The sequence below is a fragment of the Streptomyces sp. SID14436 genome, from assembly GCF_010548465.1.
Lineage (GTDB): Bacteria > Actinomycetota > Actinomycetes > Streptomycetales > Streptomycetaceae > Streptomyces.
The window spans coordinates 1-20806 of sequence record NZ_JAAGMD010000507.1 but is presented as its reverse complement, the minus strand read 5'-3'; the positions used below and the strand labels follow the sequence as shown (position 1 = coordinate 20806).

The 20806-nt window shown below is 70.3% G+C and carries 21 protein-coding genes, 2 rRNA genes and 1 pseudogene; 10 read left to right on the top strand and 14 right to left on the bottom strand.

Annotated elements, in window-relative coordinates:
* The 3 genes from G3I53_RS17495 to G3I53_RS17485 form a co-directional block, all read left to right on the top strand.
* Positions 1-599, top strand: a 23S ribosomal RNA gene (locus G3I53_RS17495); the annotation flags it as partial.
* Positions 600-683: 84 nt separating this feature from the next.
* Positions 684-800 (top strand): 5S ribosomal RNA (gene rrf / locus G3I53_RS17490).
* 140 nt (positions 801-940) lie between these two features.
* Positions 941-1477: a GNAT family N-acetyltransferase gene (locus G3I53_RS17485; protein ID WP_343240639.1), complete on the top strand. Its 537-nt coding sequence runs from the start codon at positions 941-943 to the stop codon at positions 1475-1477.
* 10 nt (positions 1478-1487) lie between these two features.
* Here the strand turns inward: G3I53_RS17485 and G3I53_RS17480 are convergent, their stop codons facing one another.
* From G3I53_RS17480 to G3I53_RS17455, 6 genes are all read right to left on the bottom strand, one after another.
* Positions 1488-2996, bottom strand: a complete 1509-nt coding sequence (locus tag G3I53_RS17480) for a type VI secretion protein (RefSeq protein WP_164333479.1) — start codon at positions 2994-2996, stop codon at positions 1488-1490.
* A gap of 24 nt (positions 2997-3020) precedes the next feature.
* On the bottom strand, positions 3021-4430 hold the full coding sequence (locus G3I53_RS17475; RefSeq protein ID WP_164333478.1) for an ATP-binding protein: 1410 nt from the start codon (positions 4428-4430) through the stop codon (positions 3021-3023).
* Between the two features lie 12 nt (positions 4431-4442).
* Positions 4443-5999 (bottom strand): SCO6880 family protein, encoded by a 1557-nt coding sequence (locus G3I53_RS17470; protein WP_164333477.1) that lies wholly within the window; start codon positions 5997-5999, stop codon positions 4443-4445.
* Positions 5996-7318 carry a hypothetical protein gene (locus tag G3I53_RS17465; protein ID WP_164333476.1) on the bottom strand — a complete coding sequence of 441 codons (1323 nt, stop codon included), beginning with the start codon at positions 7316-7318 and terminating at the stop codon, positions 5996-5998. The genes G3I53_RS17470 and G3I53_RS17465 overlap by 4 nt, the downstream gene beginning before the upstream one ends.
* The gene (locus G3I53_RS17460) at positions 7308-8144 is read right to left on the bottom strand and encodes a hypothetical protein (protein ID WP_164333475.1); all 837 of its coding nucleotides are present in this window, start codon (positions 8142-8144) and stop codon (positions 7308-7310) included. The genes G3I53_RS17465 and G3I53_RS17460 overlap by 11 nt, the downstream gene beginning before the upstream one ends.
* 199 nt (positions 8145-8343) lie before the next feature.
* Positions 8344-8652, bottom strand: a complete 309-nt coding sequence (locus tag G3I53_RS17455; protein WP_006136301.1) for a hypothetical protein — start codon at positions 8650-8652, stop codon at positions 8344-8346.
* A gap of 281 nt (positions 8653-8933) precedes the next feature.
* Here G3I53_RS17455 and G3I53_RS17450 point away from each other — a divergent pair, with 281 nt between their 5' ends.
* From G3I53_RS17450 to ygiD, 3 genes are all read left to right on the top strand, one after another.
* On the top strand, positions 8934-9944 hold the full coding sequence (locus G3I53_RS17450; RefSeq protein ID WP_203591673.1) for an NlpC/P60 family protein: 1011 nt from the start codon (positions 8934-8936) through the stop codon (positions 9942-9944).
* Between the two features lie 205 nt (positions 9945-10149).
* On the top strand, positions 10150-10854 hold the full coding sequence (locus G3I53_RS17445) for a phosphatase PAP2 family protein (protein WP_164333474.1): 705 nt from the start codon (positions 10150-10152) through the stop codon (positions 10852-10854).
* Between the two features lie 141 nt (positions 10855-10995).
* Positions 10996-11889: a 4,5-DOPA dioxygenase extradiol gene (gene ygiD, locus G3I53_RS17440; RefSeq protein WP_343240638.1), complete on the top strand. Its 894-nt coding sequence runs from the start codon at positions 10996-10998 to the stop codon at positions 11887-11889.
* 55 nt (positions 11890-11944) lie between these two features.
* Here ygiD and G3I53_RS33365 read toward each other — a convergent pair whose 3' ends face one another.
* Positions 11945-12115, bottom strand: a complete 171-nt coding sequence (locus tag G3I53_RS33365; RefSeq protein ID WP_203617199.1) for a hypothetical protein — start codon at positions 12113-12115, stop codon at positions 11945-11947.
* 105 nt (positions 12116-12220) lie between these two features.
* Between G3I53_RS33365 and G3I53_RS17435 the strand changes: the two genes are divergently transcribed.
* Entirely contained in the window at positions 12221-13066 is an 846-nt protein-coding gene (locus G3I53_RS17435; protein ID WP_239063962.1) for a hypothetical protein, read from the top strand.
* Between the two features lie 103 nt (positions 13067-13169).
* Complete coding sequence (locus tag G3I53_RS17430) at positions 13170-13370, top strand: hypothetical protein (protein ID WP_343240637.1); 201 nt, start codon at positions 13170-13172, stop codon at positions 13368-13370.
* Positions 13371-13418: 48 nt separating this feature from the next.
* On the opposite strand, the gene G3I53_RS17425 is transcribed toward G3I53_RS17430, so the two are convergent.
* Entirely contained in the window at positions 13419-13781 is a 363-nt protein-coding gene (locus tag G3I53_RS17425) for a metal-sensitive transcriptional regulator (RefSeq protein WP_164333497.1), read from the bottom strand.
* A 260-nt stretch (positions 13782-14041) separates the two neighbouring features.
* Between G3I53_RS17425 and G3I53_RS17420 the strand changes: the two genes are divergently transcribed.
* Both G3I53_RS17420 and G3I53_RS17415 read left to right on the top strand, forming a co-directional pair.
* The gene (locus tag G3I53_RS17420) at positions 14042-14662 is read left to right on the top strand and encodes a DUF47 family protein (RefSeq protein WP_164333498.1); all 621 of its coding nucleotides are present in this window, start codon (positions 14042-14044) and stop codon (positions 14660-14662) included.
* A gap of 8 nt (positions 14663-14670) precedes the next feature.
* Positions 14671-15669 carry an inorganic phosphate transporter gene (locus G3I53_RS17415; RefSeq protein ID WP_164333499.1) on the top strand — a complete coding sequence of 333 codons (999 nt, stop codon included), beginning with the start codon at positions 14671-14673 and terminating at the stop codon, positions 15667-15669.
* A gap of 125 nt (positions 15670-15794) precedes the next feature.
* Here G3I53_RS17415 and pstB read toward each other — a convergent pair whose 3' ends face one another.
* From pstB to G3I53_RS17385, 6 genes and pseudogenes are all read right to left on the bottom strand, one after another.
* Positions 15795-16571, bottom strand: a complete 777-nt coding sequence (pstB, locus tag G3I53_RS17410) for a phosphate ABC transporter ATP-binding protein PstB (RefSeq protein ID WP_164333500.1) — start codon at positions 16569-16571, stop codon at positions 15795-15797.
* An 81-nt stretch (positions 16572-16652) separates the two neighbouring features.
* On the bottom strand, positions 16653-17705 hold the full coding sequence (pstA, locus tag G3I53_RS17405; RefSeq protein WP_164333501.1) for a phosphate ABC transporter permease PstA: 1053 nt from the start codon (positions 17703-17705) through the stop codon (positions 16653-16655).
* Positions 17702-18700: a phosphate ABC transporter permease subunit PstC gene (gene pstC / locus G3I53_RS17400; protein WP_203591676.1), complete on the bottom strand. Its 999-nt coding sequence runs from the start codon at positions 18698-18700 to the stop codon at positions 17702-17704. The genes pstA and pstC overlap by 4 nt, the downstream gene beginning before the upstream one ends.
* Positions 18701-18815: 115 nt before the next feature.
* Complete coding sequence (pstS, locus tag G3I53_RS17395; protein WP_164333503.1) at positions 18816-19943, bottom strand: phosphate ABC transporter substrate-binding protein PstS; 1128 nt, start codon at positions 19941-19943, stop codon at positions 18816-18818.
* A 198-nt stretch (positions 19944-20141) separates the two neighbouring features.
* Positions 20142-20552 (bottom strand): NUDIX hydrolase, encoded by a 411-nt coding sequence (locus G3I53_RS17390; protein WP_164333504.1) that lies wholly within the window; start codon positions 20550-20552, stop codon positions 20142-20144.
* 58 nt (positions 20553-20610) lie between these two features.
* A pseudogene (locus tag G3I53_RS17385) lies at positions 20611-20806 on the bottom strand (hypothetical protein); the annotation flags it as partial.

Below are 20806 nucleotides of genomic sequence, written 5' to 3'. Positions count from 1 at the left end.
TGGTTGGTAATCAGGTGTTGAGTGTAAGTGCACAAGGGAGCTTGACTGTGAGACCGACGGGTCGAGCAGGGACGAAAGTCGGGACTAGTGATCCGGCGGTGGCTTGTGGAAGCGCCGTCGCTCAACGGATAAAAGGTACCCCGGGGATAACAGGCTGATCTTCCCCAAGAGTCCATATCGACGGGATGGTTTGGCACCTCGATGTCGGCTCGTCGCATCCTGGGGCTGGAGTCGGTCCCAAGGGTTGGGCTGTTCGCCCATTAAAGCGGTACGCGAGCTGGGTTTAGAACGTCGTGAGACAGTTCGGTCCCTATCCGCTGTGCGCGTAGGAGTCTTGAGAAGGGCTGTCCCTAGTACGAGAGGACCGGGACGGACGAACCTCTGGTGTGCCAGTTGTTCTGCCAAGGGCATGGCTGGTTGGCTACGTTCGGGAGGGATAACCGCTGAAAGCATCTAAGCGGGAAGCCTGCTTCGAGATGAGGGCTCCCACCCACTTGATGGGGTAAGGCTCCCAGTAGACGACTGGGTTGATAGGCCGGATATGGAAGCACGGTAACGTGTGGAGTTGACCGGTACTAATAGGCCGAGGGCTTGTCCTCAGTTGCTCGCGTCCACTGTGTTGGTTCTGAAACCACGAACGACCCCATGTGTCACACATGGTGCGGTTGAGTGTTTCATAGTGTTTCGGTGGTCATAGCGTAGGGGAAACGCCCGGTTACATTCCGAACCCGGAAGCTAAGCCTTACAGCGCCGATGGTACTGCAGGGGGGACCCTGTGGGAGAGTAGGACGCCGCCGAACAAATTGTGGGGAAGCCCCCGTGTCTGATGACACGGGGGCTTTCTGCGTTGTGGTGGTGCTTTACCGTGGCGGTCATGAATGACTCTCCCGTTGACGATTCCGAAGACCCCGAAGGTCCCGAAGTCCCGGTCGTCCGGCCCGTGTTGGCTCACGAATGGGCCAAGGTGAAGGAGCTGCGGCTCACCGCGCTCCGCGACCCCGTGGCGCACCTGGCCTTCCTGGAGACCTATGAGGACGCCGTGGCGCAGCCCGACAGCTTCTGGCGTGACCGCACCGCGAACGCCGCGCAAGAGGCGGGAACGTCCCGGCAGTTCGTGGCCGAGGCTGGCGACGGCAGCTGGGTCGGGACGGTCTCCGTCCTGATCGAGGTCCCCGGGACGACGGACTGGGCCGGGATGCCCGTGGAGCAGCGGCAGGGACACCTCGTCGGGGTGTACGTCGCGCCCGGACACCGGGGCGGTGGGATGACCGCGGCGCTGTTCGACGCGGCCCTGACGTGGGCGTGGGGACGCGGGGCGGAGCGGGTGCGGCTCATCGTCCACCCCGACAACGTGCGGGCGTTGGGCTTCTACCGGAAGGCGGGCTTCGCGGAGAGCGGTGTCACCGTGCCCCTGGCCGGCAAGCCCGACGAGCACGAGTGGGAGATGGTGCTGGCGCGGCCCGAGGCCGGCCGGTAGCGGGGATTCGTCAGACCGGCAGTTCGTCGTGCGGCCAGCGGGCGCGGGCCTGTTCGCGGGAACGCAGGAGGGCCAGGGTCGGCAGGCCCTGCTCCGCACCGGTGGCGAGGAGCTCCGGCAGCAGGGGCAGCGGGGCCACGGCGGCGACATCGTCCAGGACGAGGGTGAGTGGTGGGTCGAGCCGACCGGAGGATGACCGTGCGGCCATGCGCCGGCCGTGCTCGACCACGCTTGAGGCGAGGGCCGTCAACAGGGGCATCGCCCCTGGGGTGGTGCGGGGGTCCTCGATGCTTTCACCCACCACATAGAGCGTGCCCCCTTCAGCGATGAAGGAATCCAGCGCGAGCGCATCATTTCTGTTCGGCGTGCATGCCTCGCGCACATTGACCATGGACAGGGCGGACAGCGCACGGGCCGTCAGCTGCTGGGCCATGTCCCGGCGTTCGGGATGGGCGGTGAGCGCCGCCTCAAGCTCACCCGCGGCACCGGGCGCCGCCTTCGGGCTGGTGCGCAGGACACGGACCGCGTCCTGGACCTGGAGGCCCTGGGCCCAGCGGTGCACGTGACGGACCGTGCGGCCGTCCACGGCGGCCGCGTGCACGTAGCTGCGCAGCAGGAGCTCCGCGGTGTCGCTGACCGCTTGGTCGAGCCGTGAGGCCGGGCGGACGGGGGCCAGCAGGGCCGCGGCCCGCGCGGTCGCCGTCGCCTTGTCCTCGCAGCCGCTGGTGGGCGACCAGTGCAGGCGTGCCGGGGTGTCGCAGCGGTGGGTGGGGTCGTAGAGGTGGGTGGGGCCCAGCTTTCCCCGGGCGTCCTTCGTCTCCTCCCAGAGGGCGGGGTGGGAGGTGAGGACGAGGACCGGGCCCTCCGCGTCCCGGACCGCCTGCGCGGCCGTCGTGTGGCGGGTGTCGGGCGGGCCGTAGTGGACGGTGCTCCCGGCGCGGGAGGTGTCCCAGCCGTTGACCGGTGCGGCCGTGGGCGCGGACGCGGCCGCCACCGGCTCGGCGGGTTCGGGCGCTGGCAGGACGGCGGTCGGCGCCGGGGGTTCCGGCTCGGGTGTTCTCGGGGTGGGCACCTCGTGCAGGGGCGGCGTCTGGCCCTGCGGGGACTCCGACTCGGCCGGTGCGGGGGCCGCCGCCCGCTCCGCACGGCGCCGTGCGCGTCCCGCTCTCCAGCGGGCCACGGTGCCCAGCACGAACACCGTGAGGACCATGAGGATCATCAGCTGGCCGATGAACAGGCCCCAGAACAGTCCGTAGCCCGACAGGGCGCCCGCCGGGGTGTCGGGCCAGGCGCCCGCGAGGTCGTGGGGTTCGGCGATCAGGAAGCGCATCGCCAGGGGCGTGCGGGTGAAGGTGACGCCGGACGGCCAGACGCCGTGGGCGAGGAGGCCCGCGAGGCCGGTGGCCGTCCACACCAGCGTCGTCATGCCGAGCAGGAACCCCAGGATGCCGATCAGCAGCCCGTCGGGGATGCCGCCCCGGCCGTCCGTTCCCTCGCTGTGGCGGTCGTGCGCTCTCACGTGTGTCCTCCCCGCCCGCTGCCGCTACGCCACCGTCGACTCGGAGTCACCGACGTGCTGTTCCACGAAGGCGGCGGCCCGCTCCTCCGCCTCCAGTTCGGCCGCGCGCAGGGCGTCGTCGGCCAGGTCGACGGACGATTCGGTCATCGCGCGGTCGGTGAAGACCAGGGGGCGTTCCGTCTCCGTGACCAGGTGTTTGACCACCTGCACGTTGCCGTTGACGTCCCAGACCGCGATGCCGGGGGTGAGCGTCGGGATGATCTCCACGGCCCAGCGGGGCAGGCCGAGGACCCGTCCCGTCGCCCGTGCCTCGTCCGCCTTCTGGGCGTAGATGGTGCGGGTCGAGGCCATCTTCAGGATGGCGGCGGCCTCCTTCGCCGCCGCTCCGTCGACGACGTCGGACAGGTGGTGGACGACCGCGACGAAGGACAGGCCGAGGCGTCGGCCGAACTTCAGCAGGCGCTGGAACAGCTGGGCCACGAAGGGGCTGTTGATGATGTGCCAGGCCTCCTCGACCAGGAAGATGCGCTTCTTCCGGTCGGGGCGGATCCAGGTGTGCTCCAGCCACACGCCGACGATCGCCATCAGGATGGGCATGGCGATGGAGTTGCGGTCGATGTGGGACAGGTCGAAGACGGTCAGCGGCGCGTCCAGGTCGATGCCGACGGTCGTCGGACCGTCGAACATGCCGCGCAGGTCACCGTCGACCAGGCGGTCCAGGACGAGCGCCACGTCCAGGCCCCAGGCCCGCACGTCGTCTATGGCCACGTTCATCGCCGCCGCCGACTCCGGTTCGGGGTGGCGCAGTTGCTCCACGATGTCGGTGAGCACGGGCTGCCGGTCGAGGATCGTCTCGGTGACGTAGGCGTGTGCGACCTTGAGGGCGAAGCCGGCGCGCTCGTCGAGGCTGTGGCCCATGGCGACCTCGATGATGGTGCGCAGCAGGGCCAGCTGCCCGGTCGTGGTGATCGCCGGGTCGAGCGGGTTGAGCCGGATGCCGTGGTTGAGGGCGGCCGTGGGGTCGAGCCGGATGGGAGTTATGCCGAGTTCCTGCGCGATGAGGTTCCACTCGCCGACGCCGTCCTCGCCCTGCGCGTCCAGGACGACGACCTGGCGGTCCCTGAAGCGGAGCTGACGCAGGACGTACGTCTTCTCCAGGGCCGACTTGCCGTTGCCGGACTCGCCGAGCACCAGCCAGTGCGGTGCGGGCAGCTGCTGGCCGTAGAGCTGGAAGGGGTCGTAGATGTAGCCCTTGCCGGAGTAGACCTCGCGGCCGATGATGACGCCGGAGTCCCCGAGGCCGGGCGCGGCGGTCGGCAGGTAGACGGCCTGCGCCTGGCCCGTGGAGGTGCGCACCGGCAGCCGGGTGGTCTCGACCTTCCCGAAGAGGAAGGACGTGAAGGCGTCGGTGACGACGGACAGCGGATCCCGCATCGGACTCAGCCCCTACCTTCGAATGCCGGTGGCGAACGGGAGTGTGTTCACGAAGGCGCGGTGGTGCTCGCGGTCGCACCACTCGAGTTTCAGGTACGACTTGCCGGCCGACGCCCTTATCGTCCGCTTGTCGCGGGCCAGGGCCTCGGGTGAGCGGGAGGAGACGGTGATGTAGCCGACCAGGTTGACCCCGGCCGCGCCGCTGGCGAGGTCCTCGCCGCGCTGGTCGAGCCGGCTGTGGGCGGCGATGTCGCGCGGGTCGACGGTGCGGTTCATCTTGGCGGCGCGGGACGCCTCGGCGTCGTCGTTGGTCTTCTCCGTCAGCATGCGTTCGATGGCGACCTCGGTGGGTTCGAGGTCCATGGTGACGGCGACCGTGCGGATGACGTCGGGGGTGTGGACGAGGAGCGGCGCGAGGAAGTTGACGCCCACCGGCGTCATCGGCCATTCCTTCACCCAGGCCGTGGCGTGGCACCAGGGGGCGCGGGTGGCGGACTCGCGGGTCTTGGCCTGGAGGTAGGTGGGTTCCGTGGCGTCCAGTTCGGCCGGCCAGGCGTTGCGTTTGGTCATCGCCTGGATGTGGTCGATCGGGTGGTCCGGGTCGTACATGGAGTGGATCAGCGAGGACAGTCTGCTCTGGCCGAGCGGCTGCCGGACGCGGATGTCGGCCTCCTGGAGCCGGGAGCAGATGTCGGTGAGCTCGCGGGCCATGACGACGGCCAGGCCGGCGTCCCGGTCGACCTTGCGGCCCTGGGTGCGTACGGCCCGTGCCATGGCGTTGGCCTCGGCGGCCAGGTCGCGGGTGTAGTGCATGCAGGCGACGAGGTAGGCGCGGTGCTGCTCGCTGCTGGTGGACACCATCGACTGGAGCTGGTCGTACGACTGCTGCAGCCACGGCAGGGCCCGGTCGTCGCCGCGTACGGCGACGTCCTTGGCGTGGGCGTCCGGGTCGGCGGGCAGCGTGCGGGCCAGCATCTGGAGGCGGGTGACGAAGCCGTCGCCGTTGGCGACGTGCTTCAGCAGGGTGCCGAACCGGTCGACCAGGGCCTCCTGGTCCTCGGAGTCGCGCAGGCCGACGCCGGGGCCCTCGATCTCGATGGCGGCGGTGACCGTCTTGCGGTCGGCGTGCAGCAGGACGGCGATCTCGTCCGGGCCGAACGGCGCGGCGAGCCAGGTGATCCGGCCGATGCCGGGCGGCGGCCCGATCTCCACCTCGCGTCCGTCGAGGCGGGTGCCGGCCTCGACGACCGCGGAGCGGTAGGTGGCGCTGTTGCGCAGGGTGCGCTTGTAGCTGCGGTTGATCTCGAACCACTTGTAGAAGGTGCGGCCCTTGAACGGCACGTACACGGCCGACAGGGCGAGCATCGGCAGGCCGGCCAGCAGCACGATCCGCACGGAGAGGACGGGGACGAGGAGCCCGCACATCATGCCGAGGAACGCGCCCAGGACGATGAGCGCGATCTCGCCGGTCTCGCGGTTGCGGCCGATGATCGCGTTCGGCCGGGCGCGGCCGATCAGATATGTACGGCGGGGCGTGACCGGATGGGACACGTGGGACTCGGTCGTCAACGCCCTTCACCTCCCGTGCGGTTGGTACTGCTGTTGCGGGTGTTGCCGGCGTGCGGTGTGTTGACCGGGCTGGCGGCGCGCGGGGCGGGTGCGGCGGAGGGGACAGATCCGCCGCCGTTCGCCGGGCGCGAGCTGTGGGCGGCCACGCCGCCGGAGGCGGGGTTGGACGGGCGGGGGCCGGAGGACTGGCCGCCGCCCGCGTCGTGGCCGGCGCGGGTGCTGTGGGTCTTGATGCCCTGGGCGACCAGGGTCGCGGGCGAGCTGATGACCGCGGCGGCCTTGCCCTCGGCGCCCTGCATGATGCGGTTGCTGCGGGAGCCCGCGATGTCGTCGCCGAAGCCGGGGACGAAGCGGTAGATCATCGCGGACGCGAAGATCGCGAGCAGGATGATGGCCAGGCCGGAGACGACCGCGGAGAACGCGTCGGGTCCCTCGTCGGCGGACAGGGCCCCGGCGAGACCCAGCACTATGACGATGACCGGCTTCACCAGGATCACGGCGATCATGATCCCGGCCCAGCGGCGGACGTGGCCCCACAGGTTCTTGTCGACGAGGCCCGCGTACACGACGGTGCCGAGCAGGGCGCCGACGTACAGCAGGGCGGCCCGGATGACGAGCTCCAGCCACAGCACGCCGGCGGCGAGGATCGACACCAGCGACACGACGATCAGCATGATCGGGCCGCCGCCGATGTTCTCGCCCTTCTCCAGGGCGCCGGAGAAGGTGCCGAAGAAGGTGTCCGTCTGGTCGCCGGTCGCCTTCGCGAGCACGTCGGTGACGCCGTCGGTGGCGGAGACGACGGTGTAGAGGATCAGCGGGGTGAACGCCGAGGCGAGCACCGTGAGCCACAGGAACCCTATGGCTTCGGAGAGGGCGGTGGTGAGGGGGACACCTCGCACCGCCCGCTTGGCGACGGCCAGCAGCCACAGCAGCAGGGTGAGGATCGTCGACGCGGCGAACACGACGGCGTACTGCTGGAGGAACCTGGGGTTGGTGAAGTCGACGTTGGCGGTCTCCTGGACGGCCGCGCTGAGCTGCTTGATCGTCCAGGAGGCGGCGTCGGCGCAGCCCTGGGCGAGGGAGGCGAGGGGGTCGAGGGCGGAGGTGGGGGAGTCGAGGCGGTTGGCTCCGCCGCCGCCTCCGCTTTCGCCTCGTTCGCAGTAGTCCTTGGCGGGGCCGCGGATGAGGTCGCAGGGGTCGTTGCTACCGGTCGGTGTGGGCGTGGGGTCGGCGAGTGCCCGAGTGGCGGCGAGCACCATGAACGTCTGCACGACGGTGACCGCACCAGTCAGCGTGAGGAGGCGGTGCTTAGCGCGCATACGTGAGCCCTCCGTATCCCTCGACGGCCTTCGTCATGTCGTCGGCGGTGGAGGCCTGCTGGTCGCGCCCGACCGGGACCGGGCCGTCCTTCTGCTGGTAGTCGGTGACCTTCCAGTCGTCCTGGATCCACTTCAGCTGGTACGTGGTGGTGTACCAGCTCTCGGTCACCGGATTGGTGGATCCCTCGCCGGACAGGCCGAAGAGCGACGTGTACCAGACCTCGACGGTGGTTTCGTCCGTGCCGGACTTCGTCACCTTGGTGCCGACCGGGACCACTCTGGAGACGAAGGTCTGGCCGGCGGGGGCCTTGCCGTTCTTGTCGAGTCCGATGTTGCTAAGGAACTTCGGGTCCGAGTACGCCTTGTCCAGGTCTGCCTGGCGGGCGGTGGCAACGTCGGGCGCGTAGACGGTGGTGACGATCTCGCGCCGCCGGTTCGTGTCGAACATCTCCGACGAGCCCAGCGCGACGGAGTAGTTGGCGGCGGCACTCTGTGCCCCCTGCGCATCGTGCGCGAACCCCGACGGGATCCCGCCCGTCTTCGTGTCCACCGGCTTCTCCCCCGAGGGGGCTGTCGCCGCCGCCTTGGGGGAGTCGGCCTCCGGGGTGCCGGAGGCCGAGCCGTCTCCGCCGCGGTTCGCGAAGGCGATGGCGGCGATGAGGAGGACCACCACGCCGACCACCGTGACCAGGCTGCGGGACGACGAGCGGCCGGTTCTGCGCGCGCCGCCGTACGGACCGCCGCCCTCGCCCTCGGGCAGGCGGGTCCGGGTCTGGCCCGTGCCACCGTAGCCCTCGGTGGCCTGGTGCTCGTCTCCGAGACTCATGCCGCGTACGCCCCCTCGACGTCGAGCGGAAACACCTCGTACTCCGTGTACTCCTCGTACGACGGTAGCCGTGCTGGTCCCCGCGCGGGCGCGGTGTGGTGACTCGACATCAGGGAAACGCAACCTCAGCCGGTGGGCACGACGGGCGGGTGGGGTGGAGGGGTGCCGGGCGTGCCCGGTGGGGACCGATGGAGCGGTGCTAGACGGCCATGCCGTACACGATGGTGAAGAGGGTGCCGAGTGAGCCGATGATGAACACACCCGTCAGGCCCGCGATGATGAGGCCCTTGCCCTGTTCGGCGCTGAAGGTGTCGCGCAGTGCCGTCGCGCCGATGCGCTGCTTGGCGGCGCCCCAGATGGCGATGCCGAGGCAGATGAGGATGGCGACCGCCATGACCACTTCGATCATGACCTTGGCTTCGTTGCCCAGGCTGCCGAAGGGGCCCCAGTCCGGAGCGATCCCGCCGATAATGGTGTTGATGTCTCCCTCGTCGGCCGCAAAGAGCATGTAAGTCACCGCCCCTGTTGGGTAGTTCCGCACCCTCTGCGGGCATGCAGAGGTCAGGCTTCATTGTCGCCGACAAATGCGCCAACGCATGTCGACTTGGCGTCATTGGCTGGCGTGTTTTGTGTGAATGAAGAGTCGTATCGTCACTCTGTGTATCACGGTATGTTACGCCGGGCAACGAAGCCCGGGTAGGGGTCGGCGGGAGTCCGGCCGTCGGCCGGTGCGCGGGGGCCGCCTCTACACTGTCGGCGGCGGTCGGACTCCCTCGGGGTGAAGGGCGGTTGACGGTGCGTAAGGCGTGGGTGGTGGCGGGCGTCGCGCTCAGTTCCGGGCTCGCGTTCGTCATGCTGCTCGTGGTGGGCGTCTATCTCGTCGCCGGGAATCTGGTCAACGGGGTGGGCGGCGGGGCCGCCAAGGCGCTGGCCAAGGGTGCGGTGCCGGCCGCGTACCAGGACCTCGTCGCCAAGTGGGGCAACCTCTGTCCGGCCATCAACCCGGCGCTGCTGGCGGCGCAGCTCTATCAGGAGAGCGGGTTCAACCCGCGGGCGCAGAGCCATGCGGCGGCGCAGGGCATCGCGCAGTTCATCCCGGGGACCTGGGCGACGCACGGCATCGACGGGGACGGGGACGGGGACCGTGACGTGTGGGATCCGGAGGACGCGATCCCGTCGGCGGCGACGTACGACTGCACCCTGGCGTCCTATGTGAAGGACGTGCCGGGGAATCTGACCGAAAACATGCTGGCCTCCTACAACGCGGGGGCCTATGCGGTGATCAAGTACGGGGGTGTGCCGCCGTACAAGGAGACGCAGAACTACGTCGCCCGGATCACCGCGCTGGAGAAGAGCTTCGCCGCGCCGGTGGGCCGGGTCGACCCCTCGAAGCAGGCCGCGGGGGCCATCGCCTACGCGCAGAAGAAGCTGGGCACGCCCTATCTGTGGGGTGGTAATGGCACCGCTGACCAGGGAGGACGCTTCGACTGCTCGGGGCTGACGAAGGCCGCGTACGAGAGTGTGGGGATCACGCTGCCGCGGGTGGCGAACGACCAGTACAACGCGGGGCCGCATCCGGAGCGGGACGAGCTGCTCCCGGGTGATCTGGTCTTCTTCTCGGACGACCCGAACGATTCGCGGGCCATCCGGCATGTGGGCATTTATGTCGGTGGTGGGTACATGATCGACGCGCCCCGGCCGGGGGCGGTGATCCGGTTCGACCCGGTCGACACGCCGGACTACTTCGGTGCCACCCGGGTGACCGAAGATGGCGCGAAAGCGCTCCCCACCCCGGCGTGAGCGGAGCGTGAACCCACCCCCTGAGCTGCGGAGATGAATCTCTCTTCGATAACGTCTGAGTGATCATTCGGTGGAGCGTGGAACGTATGGACGGGGGCCGTGCGTTCCTGTTGGCGTAGCCGGAAGCGGATCTACACACCACGGGGGTGGCAGGAGAGGCGTGCACACCGTGTGCCGCACTACATGACGAAGGGGCCGCAGCACCATGGCTGGACTCGCCGAATCCGGGTCGAACCCCGACGTCGACCTGCTCTACGACATCAACGGCCTGGCCAAGGCCGCGCCGCCCTGGTTCGACCGGGTGATGGAGTTCGTCGGGGAGTACGGGCTGCTGTTCGCCGTGATCCTGATGGTGCTCTGGTGCTGGTGGGGCGTGCGGCGGCGGGGCGGCGAGGACGCGGCGGTCTCGGTCGCGGCGCTCGTGTGGGCACCGCTCGCGGCGGCCGTGGCGGTCCTGGTCAACGTGCCGATCCGGGGCATCGTCGAGCGGCCCAGACCCTTCCTCGACCACGACGGTCTCGAGGTCCTGGTCTCCGGCAAGACCGACTACTCGTTCGTGAGCGACCACGCCACCCTCAGCATGGCGCTGGCGGTGGGGCTGTTCCTGGCCAACCGGAAGTTCGGCCTGGTGGCCATCGTGATGGCCGTCATCGCGGGCTTCTGCCGGGTCTACATGGGCGTGCACTACCCGACGGACGTCATCGGCGGACTCGCGCTCGGTACGGCGGTCGCGCTGCTGCTGTCGCCGGCGGCGATGGCGCTGCTGACGCCGCTGATGCGGGCGATCGAGCGGTCCCCGAGGGCGGGTTGGCTGATCAACGCGCACGGCCGGGACGGCGGGCGCGACCGGATGACGCCCGGTCCGCACCGCGGGTCGTCCGGTCCCGAGGAGCGCGACCTGGCGGCGTGAGCCGTCCGGACGGGGCAACGGCAGGCGTCCTCACGGGTGGTGACGTGCCGTCGGCGCGGCCGTCGTCGGCCCCGGGCCGGGTGACTGGCCCTAGGGTCGGCGGGGAATCCGCCCCGGCGAAGGGAAGCGCCCGTGCACAGCGTGAGCAGTCCGAGCGGTGACAGCGGCCGGGACGGGACGGCCGGCCCGCTGATGCCGGCCGCGTTCCTCGGCCACGGGAACCCGATGAACGCCCTGGAGCGCAACCGCTACACCGAGGCCTGGCGGCTGTTCGGGGAGTCGGTGCCCAGGCCCCGGGCGATCCTGGTGATCTCCGCGCACTGGTACACCAACGCGACGGCGGTCACCGCGATGCCCCGGCCGCGCACGATCCACGACTTCTACGGCTTCCCGCAGGAGCTGTTCGACGTCCAGTACCCGGCGCCCGGCGCACCCGACGTGGCCGAGCTGGTGGCCGACGTGGTGAAGCCGACCTGGGTGGGGCAGGACATCGACAGCTGGGGCATCGACCACGGCACCTGGTCGGTGCTCGTGCACGCCTTCCCGGACGCGTCGATCCCGGTGGTGCAGCTCTCCCTCAACGCCTTCAAGGACTTCGACCACCATCTGCGGCTGGGCCGCGGACTGGCCCCGCTGCGGGAGGAGGGCGTGCTGATCATCGGCAGCGGCAACGTCGTCCACAACCTGAGGGCGGTGGACTTCCGGCAGCCGGACGCCGGGTACGACTGGGCGCTGCGCTTCGACGAGGTGGCGCGTGAGCGGCTGGCCAGTGACCCGGCCGGGGTGGCCGCGCTCGACGGGCACCCCGACTTCGGCCGTGCGGTGCCGACGCCGGACCACTACCTGCCGTTGCTGTACATCGCGGGGCTCGCCGACACCCGGCCGCTCGACCTGCTGGTCGACGGGCACGCGGCCGGTTCGATCTCGATGGCGGCCTACACGCTGGGGCTGGACCGCGATCTGACGGGCGCGGTCGGCGACGAGCCGGCCGCCGATCTCCCCGAGGGTTTCCCGGCGCTCGACGCCAACATCTGAGCCGCCGCGGTCCCGGCTGCGGCCGTCGCGTCACCCCTGTGCGCGGGCCGCCGCGTCACCCTGCCGTGTGCATCTCGGCGTCGGTGCGGGCCCGGCTGCGGGCCCGTCTCGCCGGGCCGCGCCAGCCGCAGGTGCAGCGGGCCGCGCAGAAGCGCCCCTGCTCCGCGGTGGTGGTGGTGTGTTCCCTCTGTCCGACGGGGTCGGGCCGGTCCTCCTGCTGCGCCACGCCGACCACGGTACCGGTCGGGCGGCCGCGCGTGACGAGGGCACCTACCGGTCGTTAACCGCAACGACAGCGGCCCGTGGCGGATGGAGCGGGGGTAGGCGGACGATGGCTGGAAGACCACTGCGGGGCGGGCGGGTGCGCCGGGCCGCCGGTGCGCTCGGCACCGTCGGCTGTCTGTGCCTCGGGGCCGCTGGGTGCGCCGAGAGCGGGGCCGCCACGGGCGGTGCCCCCGCCGGGGACCCGGTGACGGTGCTGCACGGCGCGGCCGACGCGCTGGTGGCGGCGGGCAGTGCCAAGGCGCGGACGTCGATGGAGATGGCGAGCGGCGGGACCCGGGTGACCATCCGGGGCGAGGGCGTGTACGACTTCCGGGGGCGGACCGGGCGGCTGAAGGTGATGCTGCCGCAGGACCCGGCGGGCCAGGAGGTGCGGCGGCCGATCACCGAGCTGCTCGCCCCGGGTGCCCTGTACATGAAGAACCGGGGGGCCGGGGTGCCCGCCGACAAGTGGGTGCGGGTGGACACCGGGACGCTGTCCGACGGCAACCTCGTCACCGGCGGGGCGACCGATCCGCTGGTGGCCGCCGAGGTGCTGCGCGGGACGCGCACGGCCACGTTCGTCGAGCGGACCGAGGTGGCGGGGACGGCGGTGCGGCACTACCGGGGGACGGCGGATCTGGCGGCCGCCGCCCGGGAGGCGTCGGAGGGGAACCGGGGCCCGCTGGGCGCGGCGGCGAAAGGGTTCGCCACGCAGGACGTGCCGTTCGACGTGTATCTGGACGACGAGGGGCGCATCCGCAAGATCCGGCACCGGTTCAGCTTCGTGAACGGGTCGCAGGAGCGGCCGGTGGCGGTGGCGTCCACCACGCTGCTGTTCGGCTTCGGGGCGCCGGCCCGGGTGCGGCTGCCCGCCGCGGGCGACATCTACGCCGGCCGGATCGCCGAGGAGTGACCGGCGGGAACTAGCCCTTACGTGCCATGCGCGGTGCGTAGGCCGCTGCCTACCCTAGGTCCTGTCCGACTGGCCCCGGGACGTCGGTGACGGCAGAGATGAGGTGACGCGCGTGGCTCCCCTCGGGATGGTCCAGGACCATGTGGCTCTCGCCGAGATAGAGCTGTGCGGAGATCTGATCATCGCCGCGTCCGCCGCCGAGGAGCGGCTGAGCCTGGAGAGCATCGACGAGGTGCTCCGGGTGGCCGAGGCACGGGCGGCGGCACGCGAGCCCGGGCGGCGCGGCGGGCCGGGGCGCCGCTGACCGCACCGCCCCGTGCCGCCCTGTCGCGCCGGTCCGGCGGTCAGGTGGTCAGGTGCGGAGCATGCGGGCGATGGCCTGGGTGGCTTCCTTGACCTTGGCGTCGATCTCGTCGCCGCCCTTGACGGCCGCGTCGGCGACGCAGTGGCGCAGGTGCTCCTCCAGCAGTTGCAGGGCGAAGGACTGCAGGGCCTTGGTGGAGGCGGACACCTGGGTGAGTATGTCGATGCAGTAGACGTCCTCGTCGACCATGCGCTGCAGGCCGCGGATCTGTCCCTCGATGCGGCGCAGGCGTTTGAGGTGTTCCTGCTTCTGGTGGTGGTAGCCGTGGATCCCGCGGTCGTGGTCGGTGACGATGTCCGTCGTCCGGTCCTGGGAGGAGGGCGCTCCGGCGCCGGCCTCGGTGGTCGTCATCGCGTCCTCCTGTGGTGTGCTGCCGGTCGTGGTCCGGTCCTCGGTCCCCTATATACCCCTGGCGGGTATATGGTACCGAATTTTCCTGGGTATAGGCCCAGTGGCCGGTGTCGTGCGCGGCGGCCGGGTACGGACCTCGGACGGCCCCCGTGCGGAGCGCGCAGCCCGATGCGCGACACTGGGGGACGGCCCGTTAGTCGTGGCCGGATGATGCGCCTAGCATCAGCCTGACCGAACCCTCTGCACCCCGAGGACCCCACGTGCGCTTTCGTCTGACCCCCAGGGAGACGAGCTTCTATGACATGTTCGCCGCATCCGCGGACAACATCGTCACGGGCTCCAAACTCCTGATGGAACTGCTCGGGGCGGACTCCTCCGCCCGGGGCGAGATCGCAGAGCGTATGCGGGCCGCGGAACACGCGGGCGACGACGCCACACACGCGATCTTCCACCAGTTGAACTCCTCGTTCATCACGCCCTTCGACCGCGAGGACATCTACTCCCTCGCCTCGTCCCTCGACGACATCATGGACTTCATGGAGGAGGCCGTCGACCTGGTCGTCCTCTACAAGGTCGAGGAACTGCCCAAGGGTGTCGAGCAGCAGATCGAGGTGCTCGCGCGGGCCGCGGAACTGACGGCCGAGGCCATGCCGAACCTGCGGACGATGGACAACCTCACCGAGTACTGGATCGAGGTCAACCGCCTGGAGAACCAGGCCGACCAGATCCACCGCAAGCTGCTGGCCCACCTCTTCAACGGCAAGTACGACGCCATCGAGGTGCTGAAGCTGAAGCAGATCGTGGACGTGCTGGAGGAGGCGGCGGACGCCTTCGAGCACGTGGCGAACACGGTGGAGACCATCGCGGTCAAGGAGTCCTGACCCCTTCCATGGACACCGTCGCACTGGTCGTGACCATCGGGGTCGCGCTCTTCTTCACCTACACCAACGGCTTCCACGACTCGGCGAACGCGATCGCCACCTCCGTGTCGACCCGCGCGCTGACGCCCCGGGCGGCGCTCGCGATGGCCGCCGTGATGAACCTGGCCGGCGCCTTCATGGGGTCCGGCGTCGCCAAGACGGTCAGTGAGGGGCTCATCCAGACGCCCGAGGGCTCGACGGGCATGGGGATCCTGTTCGCCGCCCTGGTCGGCGCGATCGTCTGGAACCTGATCACCTGGTACTTCGGGCTGCCGTCGTCGTCCTCGCACGCCCTGTTCGGCGGCATGGTGGGCGCCGCGCTTGCCGGGGGGACGGCCGTGTACTGGGACGGCGTCCTCGACAAGGTCGTCATCCCCATGTTCGTCTCGCCGCTGGTCGGTCTGCTCGCCGGTTACCTGGTCATGACGGCGATCATGTGGATGTTCCGGCGGGCCAACCCGCACAAGGCCAAGCGCGGCTTCCGCATCGCGCAGACGGTGTCGGCGGCCGGCATGGCGCTCGGTCACGGTCTGCAGGACGCGCAGAAGACGATGGGCATCGTGGTGATGGCCCTGGTCATCGCCGACGTCGAGGACTACGGCGACCCGATCCCGGTGTGGGTCAAGATCGCCTGTGCGGTGATGCTGTCGGCGGGCACCTACGCCGGCGGCTGGCGGATCATGCGGACCCTCGGCCGCAAGATCATCGAGCTGGACCCGCCACAGGGGTTCGCGGCGGAGACCACCGGTGCGACGATCATGTTCGGCTCGGCCTTCGTGTTCCACGCGCCGATCTCCACCACCCACGTGATCACCTCGGCGATCATGGGTGTGGGGGCGACCAAGCGGGTCAACGCGGTGCGCTGGGGCGTCGCCAAGAACATCGTCATGGGCTGGTTCATCACCATGCCGGCCGCCGCGGTGGTGGCCGCGCTGTCGTTCTGGGTGGTGCGGCTGGCCTTCCTGTAGCCGACGCCCGGCGCGGGGTGCCCGCGGCTCGGCAGGAACGGACGAGGGCCCGCCCCCGGCAGCCGGGGGCGGGCCCTCGTGCTCCTCGCGGTGGCACCGCCATGCAGCACCGCGAGGGGACCGGGTCAGCCGAAGCGGCCGGAGATGTAGTCCTCCGTGGCCTGGACCGACGGGTTGGAGAAGATGCGCTCGGTGTCGTCGATCTCGACCAGCTTGCCGGGCTTGCCGACCGCGGCGAGGTTGAAGAACGCGGTGCGGTCGGAGACGCGGGCCGCCTGCTGCATGTTGTGCGTGACGATGACGATGGTGAACCGCTCCTTCAGGTCGCCGATCAGGTCCTCGATGGCGAGGGTGGAGATCGGGTCCAGGGCGGAGCACGGCTCGTCCATCAGCAGGACCTTCGGCTCGACGGCGATGGCGCGGGCGATGCACAGCCGCTGCTGCTGGCCGCCGGAGAGGCCCGAGCCCGGCTTGTTCAGGCGGTCCTTGACCTCGTTCCACAGGTTCGCGCCGCGCAGGGACTTCTCGACGATGTCGTCCAGCTGCGCCTTCTTGTACTTGCCGTTCAGCCGCAGGCCCGCCGCCACGTTGTCGTAGACCGACATGGTGGGGAAGGGGTTCGGGCGCTGGAAGACCATGCCGACCTCGCGCCGCACGGCCACCGGGTCGATGCCGCTGCCGTACAGGTCCTCGTCGTCGAGCATGACCTTGCCCTCGACCCGGCCGCCCGGCGTGACCTCGTGCATGCGGTTGAGGGTGCGCAGGAAGGTGGACTTGCCGCAGCCGGACGGGCCGATGAAGGCCGTCACGGAGCGGGGCTCGACCGTCATCGAGATGTCCTCGATGGCGAGGAACGAGCCGTAGTAGGCGTTCAGGCCGCTGATGTCGATGCGCTTGGCCATGGGAATCACTGCTTCTTTCGGGTCGCTGACGGGGTCGCCGTGGCCGCGTCGGCGACCGGCCGCGCGGCGGAGCCGCAGTCGTTAACGCGGGGCCTTCCAGCGGGCTATGCCGCGGGCCACCAGGTTGAGGATCATGATGAACGCGATGAGCGTCAGGGCCGCCGCCCAGGCACGGTCGTAGGCCGCGCCGGAGCCGCCGCTGTTGGCGTACTGCAGGTAGATGTACATGGGCAGCGACTCCTGCGGACCCTGGAACGGGTTGGCGTTGATGAAGTCGGTGCCCCACACCAGCAGCAGCACGGGGGCGGTCTCGCCGGTGATGCGCGCGACGGCCAGCATCACCCCGGTGGTGATGCCGCCGATCGACGTCGGCAGGACCACCTTGAGGATGGTGCGCCACTTCGGCACGCCGAGCGCCAGGGACGCCTCGCGCAGCTCGTTCGGCACCAGTTTCAGCATCTCCTCGGTGGACCGGACGACCACCGGGATCATCAGGATCGACAGGGCCATGGAACCGGCGAAGCCGGAGGGGCCCATGCCGAGGATCAGCACCCACAGGCTGAGGATGAACAGACCCGCGACGATCGACGGGATGCCCGTCATGACGTCGACGAAGAAGGTGACCGCCTGGGCGAGCCGGCCCCGCCCGTACTCGACGAGGTAGACCGCGGTGAGCACGCCGACCGGCACGGAGATCAGGGCGGCGAGGCCGACCTGCTGCAGGGTGCCGAGCATGGCGTGGTAGATGCCGCCGCCGGTCTCGGCGTCGGCGACCGTGCCCATGGAGTGGGTGAGGAAGTAGACGTCGAGGACCTTCACGCCCTGCTTCACCGTCTCCCACAGCAGGGAGGCGAGCGGGATCACGGCCAGCAGGAAGGCCACCCACACCAGGCTGGTCGCGGTGCGGTCCTTGGCCTGGCGGACGCCCTCCACCTTCGCGGCGACGGCGTACGATCCGGCGACGAACAGCACGGCCGCGATCAGCGCCCACTGGATGTCGCTGCGCAGGCCGGCGGCGGCGCTGATGCCGTAGCCCAGCGCGGCGGAGGCGCCGGCGACGGCCCAGGGGAACCACTTCGGCAGCGTCGCGCCGCGCAGGGAGCTGCGCTCGGGGGTCAGGGTCGCGTGGCTCATGCGTTGGCCCCCGAGTACTCCTTGCGGCGGGCGATGATCAGCCGCGCCGCGCCGTTGACCAGCAGGGTGATGACGAACAGCACCATGCCGGAGGCGATCAGGGCGTCCTGGCCCATCACGTTGGCCTCGTTGAACTTGCTGGCGATGTTCTGGGCGAAGGTGCCGCCGCCGGTGTCGAGCAGGCTGAGGTTGATGTCGAAGGACGGCGACAGGACCATGGCCACGGCCATGGTCTCGCCGAGCGCGCGGCCGAGGCCCAGCATCGACGCGGAGATGACGCCGGAGCGGCCGAAGGGCAGCACCGACATGCGGATGACCTCCCAGCGCGTGGCGCCGAGGGCCAGGGCCGCCTCCTGGTGCATGCGCGGGGCCTGGCGGAACACCTCGCGGCTGACGTTGGTGATGATCGGCAGGATCATGATGGCCAGCAGGATGCCGATGGTGAACAGCGAGCGCGGGGCGCCGTCGTTCCAGGCGAAGACGCCGGTCCAGCCGAGGTGGTCGTCGAGCCAGCCGTAGAGGCCGTTGAGGTGCGGGACGAGGAAGAGGGCGCCCCACAGGCCGTAGACGATGGAGGGGACGGCGGCGAGCAGGTCGATCACGTAGGCGACGATGCCGCCGATGCGGCGCGGTGCGTAGTGCGTGATGAACAGGGCGATGCCCACCGACACGGGCACCGCGATGATCATGGCGATGACCGACGAGACGACGGTGCCGAAGGCCAGGACGGCGATGCCGAACTCCGGCGGGACCCCGGTGGGGTTCCACTCGAAGGTGGTGAAGAAGTTCGCCTCGTCCTTGGCGATGGCCAGGGACGCGCGGTAGGTGAGGAAGGCCGCGATGGCGGCCATGAGCACCAGCACGAAGATGCCGGAACCGCGGGAGAGCCCGAGGAAGATCCGGTCGCCGGGGCGGGTGGCGCCCCGTGCCGCGCGCTTCTGCTCGGGCGTCACCGGCGGTGGCGCCTCAGGGGTGACGAGGGGTGTCTTGGTCATGGTTTTCATCGGGTTCTCCGGTCTGCGGAGCCGTCCGGGGGCCGGGGGCTCCTGATGGCGGTGCACCGGACGGTGTGCGGACCGGACCCGGTGGGGGCCGGTCCGCACACGCGGGTCAGCTCAGGGCCGAGATGGTCTCGCGGACCTTGGTGATGATCTCGTCGGGCATCGGGGCGTAGCCGGCGTCGGCCAGCAGGCCCTGGCCGTCCTCGGAGGCCATGTAGTTCAGGAAGGCCTTGGTGGCGGGCAGGGTCTCCGCCTTGTTGCCCTTGTCGCAGACGATCTCGTAGGTGACCAGGACGATCGGGTAGGCGCCCTCGGTGGACGGGGTGTAGTCCAGCTCCAGCGCGAGGTCCTTGCCGGTGCCGACGACCTTGGCGGCGCCGATGGCCGCGGTGGCGTTGTCGACGGTGGCCTCGACCGGCTCGGCGGCCTCGGTCTTGAGGTCGACGGTCTTGATGCCGTCCTTGGCGTAGGACAGCTCGAAGTAGGAGATGGCGCCCGCGGTCTGCTTGACCTGCTGGGCCACACCGGAGGAGCCCTGCGCGGACTGGCCGCCCTGGGCCTCCCAGGACTTGCCCGGCTCGTACTTCCAGTCCTTCGGCGCGGCGGCCTTGAGGTACTTGGTGAAGTTGTCGGTGGTGCCGGACTCGTCGGAGCGGTGGAACGCCTGGATCTTCAGGTCGGGCAGGTCGGCGTCGGGGTTGAGCTTCTTGATCGCCTCGTCGTTCCAGTTGGTGATCTTGTTGTCGAAGATCTGAGCCATGGTCGCCGCGTCCAGGGTGAGGGTGTCGACGCCCGGGACGTTGAAGCCGACCGCGATCGGGCCGCCGACCATCGGCAGGTCGATGCCCTGGCCGTTCGTGCAGATCTTCCTGGACGCCTCGACCTCCTCCGGCTTCAGCGCGGAGTCCGAGCCGGCGAACGCGGTCTGGCCCTGCGTGAAGGCGGTGATGCCCGCGCCGGATCCGGTCGGGTTGTAGTTGATCTGCACGTCCTTGCAGGCCGCGGTGAACTGCTTCACCCACGCGTCGATCGCGTTCTTCTGGGCGGAGGAGCCCGACGCCTGGAGCCGGCCACGGGCGTCGTCGCACGAGATGTTCCCGGCCTTCGCGGCGGCGGACGCGTCGCCGCCGTTGCCGCCCGAGGTGTCGTCGGAGCCGCACGCCGTGAGGGCCAGGGCGCCGGAGACGGCGAGAGCGCCGAGAGCGAGGGCCCGCCGGTTCTTGCGCTGAAGCTTCACTTGAGTTCCTTCCAGGAGCCGCCGTCCTGATTTCGGCGGCGTGCGCGAAGTGTGGGTGACGCGGTCGCCCGGGCGCCGGGCCGGCGGGCGGATCGCATCGCGTAAGGCCGAAATTAGGCAGAACAGGTGAAGCGGCCGATGGCCGTGCATGAACGGGGGGTGAACCCCTGAGGACGGTGCGGTGAGGTCACGTGACGCTCATGCCAGGTGGGCCAGGAGGGCGTCCACGAGGTCGGCGTCGCGGGGCGCGGTGAGGCGGTGGCGGGCCCGGTCCGGGGGGAGCCACAGGACGCGGTCGACCTCGTCGTTCGGGCGGAAGCGGCCGGACAGGGCCTCGGCGGCCCAGTAGCGCACCCGCTTGGGCCGGCCGTTCGCCAGGTAGTGCGCGGAGGGCAGCTCGGCGCCCGGGACGGCCGCGTGGCCGGTCTCCTCGGCGACCTCGCGCAGCGCCCCGGCGAGCGGGTCCTCGCCCCGCTTGAGCTTGCCCTTGGGCCAGGACCAGTCGTCGTACTTGGGCCGGTGGACGAGGCACAGTTCCAGGAGGCCGGTGACGGGCGAGCGCCGCCACAGGACGCAGCCCGCCGCCTGGACCGTGAGGGTGCCGTCCACAGCTGTCGCCTCCCTGTGCTCGTCGGTCCCGCACACCCCGGACGCCGTGCGCCGGGGGCTACGACGTCCCGAGGTCCTCCGTGCGCCAGCAGCGCTGGAACGCGTACCGGGCGGCCTCCACCTCGTGCCGCTGGTCGGCGTGGAGCACGCCGAGCGCGTACGCGGTGGCCGGGGCGATGCGCGGGGTGCGGGCCGCCTGCGCCGCGGCGGCCGCCGCCTCGGCGGCGTCACGGTGCCGGTCGAGTGCCTCGCCG